This window comes from Amnibacterium sp., assembly GCF_051956055.1.
Taxonomy (GTDB): Bacteria; Actinomycetota; Actinomycetes; order Actinomycetales; family Microbacteriaceae; genus Amnibacterium.
On the sequence record NZ_JBQCGC010000066.1, the window covers coordinates 1 to 12,748 of the forward strand.

Annotated in this window: 14 protein-coding genes; 5 read left to right on the top strand and 9 right to left on the bottom strand. The window is 69.2% G+C overall.

The window, feature by feature from the left end:
- Positions 1-1,523 (bottom strand): chloride channel protein (locus ACTHLI_RS09265; RefSeq protein WP_440182969.1); only part of this gene is annotated, 1,523 nt, incomplete at its 3' end.
- Positions 1,524-1,579: 56 nt separating this feature from the next.
- Complete coding sequence (locus ACTHLI_RS09270) at positions 1,580-2,071, bottom strand: MarR family winged helix-turn-helix transcriptional regulator (protein ID WP_440182971.1); 492 nt, start codon at positions 2,069-2,071, stop codon at positions 1,580-1,582.
- A 140-nt stretch (positions 2,072-2,211) separates the two neighbouring features.
- On the opposite strand from ACTHLI_RS09270, the gene atpB reads away from it, so the two are divergent.
- On the top strand, positions 2,212-2,976 hold the full coding sequence (atpB, locus tag ACTHLI_RS09275) for a F0F1 ATP synthase subunit A (protein ID WP_440182973.1): 765 nt from the start codon (positions 2,212-2,214) through the stop codon (positions 2,974-2,976).
- A gap of 86 nt (positions 2,977-3,062) precedes the next feature.
- On the opposite strand, the gene ACTHLI_RS09280 is transcribed toward atpB, so the two are convergent.
- Together ACTHLI_RS09280 and ACTHLI_RS09285 are read right to left on the bottom strand one after the other, a co-directional pair.
- Entirely contained in the window at positions 3,063-3,278 is a 216-nt protein-coding gene (locus tag ACTHLI_RS09280) for a hypothetical protein (RefSeq protein ID WP_440182974.1), read from the bottom strand.
- A 161-nt stretch (positions 3,279-3,439) separates the two neighbouring features.
- Positions 3,440-3,916 (bottom strand): MarR family winged helix-turn-helix transcriptional regulator, encoded by a 477-nt coding sequence (locus ACTHLI_RS09285; RefSeq protein ID WP_440182976.1) that lies wholly within the window; start codon positions 3,914-3,916, stop codon positions 3,440-3,442.
- A gap of 271 nt (positions 3,917-4,187) precedes the next feature.
- Between ACTHLI_RS09285 and ACTHLI_RS09290 the strand changes: the two genes are divergently transcribed.
- Positions 4,188-5,024 carry an SMP-30/gluconolactonase/LRE family protein gene (locus ACTHLI_RS09290; RefSeq protein WP_440182979.1) on the top strand — a complete coding sequence of 279 codons (837 nt, stop codon included), beginning with the start codon at positions 4,188-4,190 and terminating at the stop codon, positions 5,022-5,024.
- Between the two features lie 91 nt (positions 5,025-5,115).
- Here the strand turns inward: ACTHLI_RS09290 and ACTHLI_RS09295 are convergent, their stop codons facing one another.
- From ACTHLI_RS09295 to ACTHLI_RS09315, 5 genes are read right to left on the bottom strand one after another with little or no spacing between them, the layout of a single operon-like run.
- Positions 5,116-6,225 (bottom strand): enolase C-terminal domain-like protein, encoded by a 1,110-nt coding sequence (locus ACTHLI_RS09295; protein ID WP_440182981.1) that lies wholly within the window; start codon positions 6,223-6,225, stop codon positions 5,116-5,118.
- Entirely contained in the window at positions 6,222-7,142 is a 921-nt protein-coding gene (locus tag ACTHLI_RS09300; protein WP_440182993.1) for a GMC oxidoreductase, read from the bottom strand. Before ACTHLI_RS09300 ends, ACTHLI_RS09295 begins: the two co-directional genes overlap by 4 nt.
- A 9-nt stretch (positions 7,143-7,151) precedes the next feature.
- A complete protein-coding gene (locus ACTHLI_RS09305) occupies positions 7,152-7,847 on the bottom strand; it encodes a hypothetical protein (protein WP_440182982.1) in 696 nt (231 codons plus the stop codon).
- 23 nt (positions 7,848-7,870) lie between these two features.
- Positions 7,871-8,512: a gluconate 2-dehydrogenase subunit 3 family protein gene (locus ACTHLI_RS09310; RefSeq protein ID WP_440182984.1), complete on the bottom strand. Its 642-nt coding sequence runs from the start codon at positions 8,510-8,512 to the stop codon at positions 7,871-7,873.
- A complete protein-coding gene (locus ACTHLI_RS09315) occupies positions 8,509-8,907 on the bottom strand; it encodes a hypothetical protein (RefSeq protein WP_440182986.1) in 399 nt (132 codons plus the stop codon). The genes ACTHLI_RS09310 and ACTHLI_RS09315 overlap by 4 nt, the downstream gene beginning before the upstream one ends.
- A gap of 218 nt (positions 8,908-9,125) precedes the next feature.
- Between ACTHLI_RS09315 and ACTHLI_RS09320 the strand changes: the two genes are divergently transcribed.
- The 3 genes from ACTHLI_RS09320 to ACTHLI_RS09330 all read left to right on the top strand — a co-directional run bounded on the left by ACTHLI_RS09320 (position 9,126) and on the right by ACTHLI_RS09330 (position 12,504).
- Positions 9,126-9,575 carry a MarR family winged helix-turn-helix transcriptional regulator gene (locus ACTHLI_RS09320; protein WP_440182988.1) on the top strand — a complete coding sequence of 150 codons (450 nt, stop codon included), beginning with the start codon at positions 9,126-9,128 and terminating at the stop codon, positions 9,573-9,575.
- 242 nt (positions 9,576-9,817) lie between these two features.
- Entirely contained in the window at positions 9,818-10,630 is an 813-nt protein-coding gene (locus tag ACTHLI_RS09325; protein ID WP_440182991.1) for an alpha/beta fold hydrolase, read from the top strand.
- 50 nt (positions 10,631-10,680) lie between these two features.
- Positions 10,681-12,504, top strand: a complete 1,824-nt coding sequence (locus ACTHLI_RS09330) for a thiamine pyrophosphate-requiring protein (RefSeq protein ID WP_440182992.1) — start codon at positions 10,681-10,683, stop codon at positions 12,502-12,504.
- The last annotated feature ends 244 nt before the right edge of the window (positions 12,505-12,748 follow it).

Here is a 12,748-nt window from a genome sequence, read left to right on the forward strand (position 1 = left end):
CGCTCTCGGTGGTGCTCCTCCGTCAGATCGTGCAGCCGTGCACTGAGCAGAGCCTGCACGTCCACGCGCCCGGCGACTTCCCCTTCGGCATCGAGGACGAGCGCGTCGCGCTGCGCCGTCTCCGCGAATTGATACGCGACCGCGCGCAAGGTGTCGGTGGTCCGAACGGGAGGCCCTTCCACTCCTCTCGCCTCGACCACGTCGGATGTCGTCGGCGTCATCACCTCGTGGACGAAGAAGGTCTCGAGAGGGTCGGTCGAGTACTCGCGCGTGAGGTGCAGACCTCGTCTCGCGATCTTCTCAGTGAGCACCGAGCGCTTGAGGGTCAATACCGAGAGTGCGTACGCCCCCGTCGACGCGATGATCAACGGAAGCAACGCGTCCCACGCGTGCGTGAGCTCGAGGGTGAAGACGACGCCGGTGAGCGGGGAGCGCATCACTCCCCCGACGACGGCTGCGAGGCCGCACATGGCCCAGAATCCGGGGATCGCGTGCGGGAACAGCGTCCCCTCCAGCGCGCCGAGCGCGCCGCCGATCATGAAGACGGGGGCCAGCACTCCACCGGACGTGCCCGACCCGAGCGAGAGTGACCAGATCAGGGTCTTCACGACGAGGATCCCGACGATCAAGGAAAGCGCCGCGCGGCCGGTGAGCAGTTCGTCGATGACGTCGTATCCGACGCCGAGGGCGCGGGGCTCGATGAGGCCACCGAGACCGATGATGAGACCGCCGATCGACGGCCACCACATCCAGTGCAAGGGAAGGCGGTGGAACGTGTCCTCGGCGAAGTAGACGAGCCAAGTCGCTCCGATGGCCAGCAGTCCGCCGCTGATCCCGGTGACGAGCGCGAACACCTCGATCGCGGGACTGAGGTGAAGCCCAGCTGCGTCGACAGGAAAGACCGGGCCGCCTCCGAGGAGGAAGCGTCGGATGACCGTCGCCACGGCGACAGCAGCGACGACCGGTACGAAGCTGCGCGGGCGCCATTCGAAGAGCAGCAGTTCGACGGCGAGCAGGACCGCAGCGAGCGGTGAGTTGAAGGTGGCTGCCATTCCAGCAGCTGATCCCGCGACAAGGAGCGTCTTCCGTTCATCGGCGCTCAAGTGGAGTGATTGGGCGAGCATGGAACCGAGCGCGCCCCCGGTCATGATGATCGGGCCCTCGGCCCCGAACGGGCCGCCGGTCCCGATGCTGACGGCTGCGGAGATGGGCTTGAGGAGTGCGACCTTGGGCTGCACCCTGCTGCCGCCGGTGAGGATCGCTTCGATCGCTTCGGGCATCCCGTGTCCGCGGATCTTCTCGGACCCGAACCGAGCCATCACTCCGACGACCAGGCCGCCGACCACCGGGGCGGCGAGAACCAGCCACCACGGATGGTGCACCGCGCCCGGGGCGACCAAGGCGAAATCCCAACGCCAGTAGAACACCAGATTCGTGACCAGCCCGATCAACCGGACCAGCACCCAAGCCGCGACCGCCCCGAGCGCGCCGATCGGCAGACCGAGCACCAGGATCAGCAGCATCCGGGGTCGGACCGCGAAGTCGCCGAGGGACGTGTCCCGGATTCGGATCGGCGGGGTCACAGCGCTGCCGGCCCGGAGGATTCGATTGGGTACGAGGCAGCGGCAGCTTCGGCGAACTGCTCGAGTGCGACGGTCGCCGCCGCGCGCAGACCCGGTTCGATGTCGGCGAGGAGCCTTCCCAGCTCGTGGTGCCGCCAAGCGAGCACCCGGTCGACGAGCCGGCGACCGGGCTCGCTGAGTTCAAGGGTGACGACGCTGCGCGAGCGACTGTCCGCACCGCGGCTGACATAGCCATCGTCCACGAGCCGATCGGCGAGGCGGGAGACCGAGGACGGGTTGACGCCGAGGGCGGCAGCGACCCGGGCCGATGGCACTCGTCCGAGATCGTTCAAGATCAGCAGCATGCGGAACTTGGGCAGCGACAGCCCGTCGCCGGCGATCTCCAAGCTCCTCAGAGCGATCCCGATCAGATCGCGTGCCGCAGTGTGGAACGCACGTACTTCTCGTACGGAGGGCTCCGAGCCGGCCTGAGGATCGACGTGTTGCACTCTGCAAGTCTTGCACCCCGCACGCGCCTGATACGGTCGATATGTGCCGTAGTGCACATATCGACCGGCCGCCCGCCTCGTGCGGGCTTCTTCAGGAGAGGCGGCTCCCGCTGTCCACGACCCACCGGGCGAGCGGCTTCGTGCCGCCGTCGATCGACGACTTCTTCCCGAACGCGGTCCTGTTCCAGGACACCCCGTTCGAGCTGAACCGGATCATGCTGATCCGCCTGCTCGTCATCGTCGTCCTCGTCACCTGGCTGGTGCTGTCGACGCGGAAGCTGAAGATCGTCCCCGGCCGCCTCCAGGCGGCGACGGAGTTCCTCCTGTTCTTCGTCCGTGACGACATCGCGATCGCGACCCTGGGCGAGAAGAACGGCCGACGCTACCTCCCCCTGATCATGACGATGTTCTTCCTGCCGCTCGGCATGAACATCACAAGCACGGTGCCGTTCGTCGGCATCGCCGGGACGTCGGTCATCGGACTGCCCCTCGTGATGTCCGTCGTCGCCTGGGGCGCCTTCATCTACGCAGGGTTCCGAGATCGGGGCTGGGCCTACCTGAAGAGCGCCCTCTTCCTTCCTGGAGTGCCGTGGCCGCTCTACTTCCTCCTCACCCCTCTCGAGATCCTGTCGACCTTCATCGTTCGCCCTGTCACGCTGACCATGCGGCTCCTGATGAACATGGTGGCCGGCCACCTCCTTCTGGCGCTGGTGTACTCCGCCTCGTCGTTCTTCCTGTTCGCCCTGCTGCCCCAGGGGAACCTCGCAGGGCTGCTCGGGCTTGGCACAGTCGCATTCGGCGTGGTCTACACGGGGTTCGAGATCTTCACCGCACTCCTGCAGGCTTACGTCTTCGCGTTTCTGACCGCGATCTACATCCAGCTGGCCGTCGCCGAAGAACACTGATCCACCGAGGTCTCAGCAATGAGCCGGTCGTCGGCGACGCCGCGAGCGAGGCCGCCCCGGCCGGCTCACCCGCTGGGCGCGCTGCATCAGGGAGCGGTCGTCCGCGGTTCGACCCGTCGGTAGACGAGCCCGTCCGCGACCCGCTCGGCCAGCAGCCACTCCCCCGGGAATGCGGCGAGCGGGTCCACCAACGCCAGCGGAGGCCGGCCCTCGTCGAGGCGCAGCTCGAGTTCCTGCGCCTCCGACCGCGGACCCGGCGATCCCGACACGAAGAACACGGTGTGCGTCGCTGTTGCAGACATACATCCTCCTCGGCAACTATGTGCAGCGCTACAACTACTGCACGAGTGCAGCAATACCACACCCCGAAGCGAGTGGGCTGGAGATCGAGGGAAGCCACTCGGCCGCGGCACGTGGAGACTGCGCCGCCCGGGGCCGACTCGCGAAGCCGCGGGCCGGTCCACTACAGGCCGATCGGCAGCAGGTCCTCCCACGCGGGCTCACCGACAGAGTCGGCGAAGTCCATGAAGGCCGCTACCAGCGCCTGCCTGCGGTGGGCCGGAATCTTGTTCAGGACGGCGCTCAGCTCGTTGCGCCGGGCGACGGTCACCCCGTCCACGAGGTCGCGACCTCGATCGGTGACCTCGACGATGGTCTCGCGCCGCTTGCCCTCGCTCGTGCGCCGGGTCACCCAGCCGTTGGCCTCCATCCGGTCGACCGTGCGGCTGAAGGTCGACGGAACGACGTCGAGGCGTTCCGCCAGCGCACCCAGTCGGTGCGGGCCGGCGCCCACGAGCACGACCAGCACCCGGAACTGCTGCAGGGACACCTGCTCCAGCGCTGGGGCGATCGTTCGAGCGATGATCGCCAGAAGCGCCCGGGAGGCGAAGACGAGCGAGTCCACCTCGCCGAGGCGCGCGCCCGATCCCTCCTGCGACATCCTCGCCCTCCTTGTTGGTGGCGTCCGCGAACGCGACGCTGCGCGATTCGAGTCGCTCACCGCTGAGCCGCTCTTCAGATGCACTTGTGCATCATTTGCTATGTTGCACACGTTCAGCCCGGCGCGGGCCGACTCGATTCAGCGTCAAGTCGATCTTGGCAGTTGAGATCGCGGCGGGGAGTGCGGAGCACCCGACCACGTCGTCGACACGGCCATGGGGCCGGGCGGCACGGGGCCCGGTGATCCGGCTCCGAGCCGCTCAGGAGGACTGATGCGAGTAGAGCAGATCGCCGACCCGGTCCAGCACGGGGAAGGCCCGGTGTGGCACGACGGGTGGGGTGGCTTCCGCTACGTCGACATCCCCAACGGCGACGTGCTCTCCCTCCTGGAGAACGGCCGAGTCGAACGCGTCCACGTGGGCCGGGTCGCGACCGCGCTGCGGCCACGGGTCGGTGGTGGAGCGGTCATCGCGGTGGAACGCGGCTTCGTCCTCCAGGACCCCGACGGCGGCCTCCACCCGCTCGGCGAGGTGTCGAACGACCCGAGCGTGCGCATGAACGACGGAGGGTGCGATCCTGCAGGCCGCTTCTACTGCGGCTCCATGGCGTACGACCAGCGGCCGGGCGCGGCGACCCTCTACCGGATGGACCCGGACCGATCCGTGCGACCGGTGCTCATCGGGGTGACGGTGTCCAACGGCCTCGCCTGGAGCCCGGATGGTTCCCTCGCGTACTACAACGACACTCCGACGATGCAGATCAGCGTCTTCGATTGGTCGGAAGCGCGTGGGCTGAGCAATCGTCGCGTGTTCACGCGAGTGGGAGCGCTCGCTGACGGCCTCACCGTCGACGCAGAAGGCGCCGTGTGGACGGCGATCTGGAATGGGAGCGCGGTCCGACGCTACCTGCCCGACGGGCGCCTCGATGCGGTCATCGAGGTCCCCACGCGACGGGTGACGGCGTGCACCTTCGGCGGCCCGGATCTCGACCAGCTCTACATCACGACATCCCGCGAGCAGACCGATGTCGGCGACGACCCGCTTGCCGGCGCACTGTTCCGCGTCGATGTGGGCGTTCGCGGACTTCCCGCGGCTCCCTACGCCGGCTGAGCGGCCGCGATGGTCGCATCCTCGGCCCGACACGGCCACGAAAACGAAGCCGGTTCGACCGTCCGACCGCGCCGACGGTGAGCAAACGACTTCACGCGGCGCGGTAGCGCTCGATGTCCGTCTGCTTGATGGTCAAACCATGGCCCGGAACGTCGTTCCGCGGGGTGACTGCGCCGCCGAACGGGTCGAGCACACCGTCGAAGCACAGCGATTCGATGCGGACGTGGTCGTGGAACCATTCGAGGTGCCGGAGGTTCGGCGCAGCGCCGGCCACGTGCGCGTGCAGATTCGGCGCGCAGTGCCCCGAGAGCTGGAGCCCGAAGCTGTGCGCGACCGCTGCGGCGCGCAGCCACACCGTGTAGCCGCCGCACCGCGTCGCGTCCGCCTGCAGACAGTCGACCGCACCCGACTCGCACATGCGGCGGAAGTAGACCTCGTCCGTTCCGTACTCGCCGGCTGCAACGTCCGCCAGCACGGCCGCCCGTACCTCGGACAGGCCGCCCAGATCGTCGGAGGAGACAGGCTCCTCGAACCAGGTGACACCAGCATCACCCGCTTCGCGCATGACGCGCACCGCCTGCTTCGCGCTGTAACCGCCGTTGGCGTCGACGAAGAGCACGATGTCATCACCGATGATGGCGCGCGCCTGCTCGATGCGTGCCAGATCGCGACGCTCGTCCGAGCCCCAGGACTCGCCGATCTTGATCTTCACGCGCGGGATGCGCTGCTCCTGGGTCCACGTCGTCAGCTGCTGCTCGAGGCGGGCGGCGTCGTACGTGGTGAACCCGCCCGATCCGTAGACGGGGACGTCGTCCCAGATCGACCCCAGCCGGCGATGCAGCGGCATGTCGTCGAGGCGGGCGGCGAGGTCCCAGAGCGCCACGTCCACCGCTGATATCGCGTATCCCGCGATGCCGGCTCGGGTTGCGTTGCGGACGGCGCGGATCATGCGTTCGTTGAGCGCCGGGGGCCGGTCGGCGTCCGCGCCAACGACCACCGGCCGGAGCAGGCCCTCGACGATCGCGGCGCACGCGGCCGGCCCGTACGTCCACCCGACCCCCGTCGCGCCAGCGGCGGTCGCCGTCACGAGGATGATCGTGGTCGCGTCCCAGGCGATGGTGCCGTCCGCCTCCGGCGAATCGGTGGGAATGGTGTACGCGCGAGCTTCGAGAGTCTCGACCTGCGGGACGTCGCGCGTCACGAGGTCGCCGCGAGCCGATCGGCGGCGCGTGCCGCGATGGCCATGATCGTCAGCGCCGGGTTGGCGCTGCCCTGGGTCGGCAGGACGCTGCCGTCCGTGATCAGGAGGTTGGGGACGGCGAAGGCGCGGCAGTCGCGGTCCACAACGCCTTCCTCGGGGCTGCGCCCCATCCGTGCGCCGCCGACGAGGTGCGCGTACCGCTGGAACGTGATGGCGTCGGTCCCGCCGGCCGCGTGCAGGATGTGGGTCATGGCAGTGGAGGCGGCCTGGATGAGCTGCTTGTCGTTCTCGCACTGGGTGTAGCTGAAATGCGCGACCGGGAGGCCGTGCCGGTCGGTCTCCCGGGAGAGCGTGACCCGGTTGTCGGCTTGGGGAAGGAGCTCGCAGAGGGCGCCGAGGGTCGACCAGTGGACGTAGTCGGTCATCTTCTCCCGCAGGGATCGCCCCCAGTCCCCCTGCGCCGACACGTGCTCCGCCCAGGTGATCGGCAGCGGCGACACGGTCTGGATGGAGAAGCCCCGCTTGTACGGCTTGCTCGGGTCCGTCTCGTAGAACGCCTCGGTGGACACCTCGGGCGGCGGCGCCTTGTACATCCGCACCTCCCGGTCGAAGCGCGCCGCGGTCTGCGGAGCGCCCTGGACCATGAGGTACCGACCCACGAGGTCGTGGTCGTTCAGCATCCCGTCCGGGAACCGCTGCGGGGTCGCGGAGTTCAGCAGGAGCCGCGGCGTCTCGATCGAGTAGCCCGCGACCGCCACCATGCGGGCCGGCTGGAAGCGCTCGACACCGTCCGACTCGCGGATGTAGTGCACACCGGTGGCGCGCCCGGTGCGCTCGTCGAAGCCGATGCGGGTGACCATCGTGTCCGCGCGGATCTCGACCCCGTGGGCGAGCGCGTCGGGCAGGTGAGTGATCAGCCGCGAGGCCTACGCGTTGACCTTGCAGCCCTGCAGGCAGAAGCCGCGGTAGATGCAGTGCGGCCGGTGCCCGAACCGTCCGTTGCTGATCGCGACCGGCCCGACCCTGGTCTCGATCCCCAGCGCCGCTGCGCCGCGCTGGAAGATCTCGCCGTTGCCCCCGACCGGATGCGCGGTCTGCGGATAGGAGTGCGGGCGCCCCCACGGCCAGTCCTGGCCGGCCACCGGTAGCTCCTGCTCGATGAGCCGGTAGTACGGGTCGAGGTCGTCGTAATCCAACGGCCAGTCCGCTCCGACGCCGTCGTTCGTCGCGGTCGCGAAGTCGCTGGGGTGCAGTCGCGGCGTGTACCCGGCGTAGTGCACCATCGAGCCGCCGACTCCTCGACCGGAGTTGTTCGAGCCGAGCGGCACGGGGTCGGCTCCGCCGATGGTGCGCGGCTCCGTCCAGTAGAGGGTGTGGGATCCGGCCTCGTCGCTCACCCAGTCCTGCTCCGGGTCCCAGAACGGGCCGGCGTCGAAGCCGACGATCTTCCAGCCGTGCCGGGCCATCCGCTGCATCAGGGTGGAGCCGCCCGCTCCGCAGCCGACGACGACGAGGTCGACCTCGTCCGTCTCGTCGTAGCGGCGCATCGACTCGCGCAGCGCGTGGTTGACCCGGCGCTGGTCGGCGGGGATGAGCCAGGCGGACTCGTTGCGTGCCCGCACGTCACGCAGGCTGGAGGTGCCGCTCACGGGGCGCTCGAGACGGTCGGGTCCATGTGCGGCATCGTGTCGGCCACCTCGAACGGCTCCCGGGCGTCGATCCCGGTGTTCTTGTACCCCCGCGGGTAGGCCGGCCCGGGGAACCCCATCTCGTCCCAAGCGGAGGGGTGCGCGTAGTAGGCGGTGCACACGTACCGCATCCACAGGTTCCAGACCCGGCCGGGCGGCATCCCGTGCCAGTCGGTCGCATCCGAGGTGCGGACTCGTTCGAGCAGCTCCTGCTGCTGCTCCTCGTCCGCGTCGCTGAAGGCGGAGCCGCACTCCTTGGCGGCGTCGGCGTCGAGACCCGCCAGTGAGCGCTTCCACACGTCGTGATCGATCGGCATGTCGTCGTAGTGCCACCCGTCGGTCTGGTTCGTCGCGAGCCGCTCGTCGATCGACGCCAGCAGCGCGAGCGCGAACTCGCCGTCCACGGCGACCAGCTGGGCGACCAGGGCGACACCCGTCGGGCGCAGCTCCTCGGGCAGGTAGGTGATCGGACGGGGCGGTTCGAGCCGAGCCAGGACCACGGCGCGTGTCGCGTCGTCCCAGTGGTCCGCCTGGCCGACCACGGAGAATCCGGGGAACCGACGCTTCCAGTGGTCGCCCCGCTGCGCTTCGCCGGTCACTGCTCGCGCCTCAGGACCGCGGCGAGCAACCCCATCCCGCCGACCACGGTCACCAGCAGGGGCGCCAGGAGGGGCGGCCCCATCTCCAGGTTGTACGGCAGGTTCCGCCAGCCGCCGGGCTTCTGCGCGATCCCTCTGGCGTGGAGGTACACGCCCTGCAGCCCGTTGGCGACGATCGCGGCGGACGTGATCGGCAGCGCGGTCTTCGCCGCCGTCCTGCTGACGACGCCCGCGACGCCCGACACCGCGCCGATGGGGCCGAGCAGCACCGGCAGCCACATCAGGCGGTTGCCGAAGCTCGCCTTATCGTGCTCGAAGTAGATCTCCGCGGCGGTCACGAGCGCGCCGATCGCGGTGAGGCCCGACAGCGAGCGCTCGAAGTGCCCCGTCCGCACGTCCCGAACCAGCCGATCGATGCCGTGCAGCTCACGCGCGGCGATCCGAGTCGTCCGAGCAGCTCCTCGGACCCGCGCAGCACTCGGACCGCTCCCCCACTGCATCAGCACACCCCGGCCACGGCGACATCGTGTTGCATGGGTGCAAGTATCAACCTCTCCCGTCAGACTGACCGTGTGATCGCTGAGAACCAGCCGATCGTGGTCGAGGAGGCGGCATGCTCGCAGAGACGGATGAGGTGATCCGCGCGTCGCGCGCCCTGCTGGGGATCGTGGCCGTCGGCCTGCAGCCGACGCTGGAACGGGTCACGCTCCCGCAGATCCGGGCGCTCGTCCTGCTGTCGTCACTCGGCCCCCTGCGCATCGGCGTCCTCGGCGACCTGCTCGAGGTGGCGCCATCCACCTGCACCCGACTGGTGGACCGTCTGCAGCGCGGCGGATGGGTGGAACGCAGGACCCTCTCCCCCGACCGACGCGAGGTCACGGTGGCGCTCACCGACGCCGGCAGCGAGCTCGTGCGCGAGGTCACCGAGGACCGGCGCCGCCGGGTGGACCGGATCCTCGGCGTGATGCAGCCGCCCGAGCGCGCCGCCCTTGTGGCGGCACTCCGGCGGTTCTCGGACATCTCCGGGGAGGCGGACGGAGACCTACTGACGCTCGGGCTCTGAGCGCACAAGCCGACACGCGCTAACCGTTTGCACAGGTACAAATGGTGCAGTTCGTCCGTGGCGCTCCTGTCCCGACCATCGGCTTCCGAGGGAAGCCTGTCGCTCGAGCCGCCTGCACGTTCAGCAGCGGTCGGTCTCCGCCGCTCGCCGGCTGTGTCTCGATCGGGGCGGCGCTGATGTCGGACGTGCGCGCGACTCTCCCGTCCGGACGTCAGGTCGGGCTGACGGCCTTCGGTGATCCGATGGCGGATCGGCTGGTCGTCATGTGTCACCCCACGCCGGGCTCGTCCACATTCGACCCTGACCCCCTCCTGACGGACCGCTGGGGTCTCCACCTGGTCGGGCTCGATCGGCCGGGCTACGGCTCGACCCCCGCGCTGCCTCCAGGGGCCCACCACTCGCTCGCCGATCGCGCGGACGAGATCGCCGCTCTGGTCACCACCGATGAACGGAACGCCGACAGGATCTCGAAAGCCGACTTGCAGCACTGCGGTGTGATCGGGTGGGGGACCGGGGCGGTTGTAGCCGCAGCGCTCGCTGCCCGACATCCGGACCTCGTCGACAGGCTTGCTCTGGTCTCCCCACCAACGCCCGCGAAGGCGGAGGAGCTCGCCCAGCGAAGCCGCTCGGACGTCGGCGCCCGCGAGGCTCTGCGCATCGCACCGGATGATCCGGCACTGTCACGCCACCTGGGGCTCGAGAACCGACTCGACCGGATGATCGAGCAGGCGTTCGTGCAGGGCCGGGCAGGCATCGACGGCGACCGTGCGCTGCTCAGCGACCCGGGATGGACCACGGGTCTCGCCGACATCACCGCCGACGTGCTCGTCCTCGCCGGGGCGGACGATCCGGTGATCGGTGCGCGCGACGTGCGCTGGTGGGAGCGTCACCTGCCCGAGGCACCACGCGTGCACACCGTCGTCGGTAGCGCGGCGCTGACGATCGCCGACGCCTGGCAGGACGTGCTCGCGCACGTGGCCCCGGAGCACGGTCACATCGCCGAGCAGCGTCGCGATCACGGCGTCCCCCGCATCCCCGAGCTCCCCTCCACCTGACCGCCCGGCGGCTCCTGCGACTGGACCCGCCGCACATCCGAAAGGAATCCATGTCCACCGTCAGCGAGTTCTTGATCGAGCGGATCGAAGCGTGGGGCGTCACCCGGGTGTTCGGCTTCCCGGGCGACGGCGTCGGCGAACTGGACGGCATGCTCGGCAAGACGGACCGCGAAGGCACAGGCCTCGACTACATCCGCCCCACGCATGAGGAGATCTGCTCCCTCATGGCGACGGCGCACGCGAAGTTCACGGGCGAGGTCGGTGTCTGCATCGCCACCTCGAGCCCCGGCGCCTTCCACATGATCAACGGGCTGTACGACGCGAAGAGCGACAACGTGCCCGTCGTGGCGATCGTCGGACAGCAGGGCCTGGCCTCCCTCGGCACCTTCGTCCAGCAGGAGGACAACCTCGAGCGGGCCTTCGCCGACGTCGCGTGCTACGTGCAGACGATCGTGACGCCGGAGCAGGCGCAAGCGGTCATCGACACCGCGTTCCGGACGGCGAAGGCCCGGTTGCAGCCCGCCGTCATCGTGCTTCCGCACGACGTACAGGCGATGAAGGCGGTCGAACCCGCGGCCGAGCACTGGGTCTCCCGCTCCAGCGCCGTCGCCGCTCCGACCGCGATCCGGCCCCCGGAGGAGGCCCTCCGGGCCGCTGCCGACGTCATCAACGCCGGTACCAAGATCACCTTCCTGGTCGGCGCGGGCGCCCGAGGGGCCACCACCGAGGTGCTCGAAGCCGCGACCCGGTGCGGCGCGGGCATCATCACCGCGCTGCGCGGCAAGGACGTCGTCCCCGCCGACGTCCCCTTCCACACCCAACAGGTCGGGCTGCTCGGTTCGCTGCCGAGCCTCCACCAGATCCGGGAGTGCGACACCCTCGTGATCCTCGGCAGCAACTACCCGTACGGCGAGTACCTGCCGAAGACGGGCCAGGCTCGCGCCGTGCAGGTCGACCTGAAGCCGGAGCAGCTCGGTCTCCGTTACCCGACCGAGGTCAACCTCTGGGGAGACGTCAAGGCCACACTGACGGAGCTGCTGCCGATGATCGAGCAGAAGGCCGACCGTTCCTGGCAGGAGAAGATCGCCGCCGAGATGCACGACTGGGAGCAGGAGATGGAGGCTCAGGCGATGCTCTCCTTCCCAGACGGCGGCAATCCCCGTCGGGTCTTCCACGAGCTGAACAAGCGACTCCCGCACGGGGCGATCGTCACCTGCGACGCCGGCACGACCGCCGACTGGTACGGCCACCACATCCGTCTCCGCAACGACATGAAGGGGGACCTGTCCGGGCGTCTGGCGAGCATGCTCGCCGCCATGCCGTACGCCACAGCGGCCAAGTTCGCCTACCCGGACCGCACCGTGGTCTGCACCATCGGAGACGGCGCATTCCAGATGCTCGGCATGAACGAGCTGATCACGGTGAAGAAGTACCTGGAGCGGTGGGACGACCCCACCTTCGTCATCGTCGTCATGCACAACGACGACCTCGCCCAGGTGTCGTGGGAGATGCGCACCGAGGACGGGAATCCTGTGTGGGAGGGATCCCAGAACGTCCAATCGGTGGACTACGCCGGTTGGGCGGAGCTGCTCGGATTCAAGGGCATCATGGTCACGGGTGACGAGCAGGTCGCGAGTGCCGTCGAGGAAGCGCTCGCCCACCGTGGGGTCACGCTGATCGATGCTTACGTCACACGGAACGCGCCTCCTCTGCCCGCGAAGATCACCGCCGAGTACCGCAACAACACCATCAAGGCGTTCGCGAAAGGGGATCCCCTCGGAGCCGCCGCCATGGTCGACTCAGCGCAGGGACTGGTCGCGGAAGGCGTCGAACGGGTCAAGGGAGCGCTCCACCTCGGCGACAAGGAGGCATGAGCGGAAGCCCCCGACGCTTCGATCCGCGCCTCCGGCGATTCCTCCGCAGGAGTAGCGGCGTCGTCGGGAGACTCGCCTCGATCGCGGGCGCAGGGCCTCAGCGCGTGCCGTCCAGCCCGCTCCGCTCCGCGGGCGGGGTGGACGGCAGCCCGCCGAGCTCCGGGCCGCGGGAGAAGAAGTGGCGGAAGCTGTAGACCAGCGGATCCCACCAGGTCGGATCGATGAGATCGGTGCCGGGTTTCAG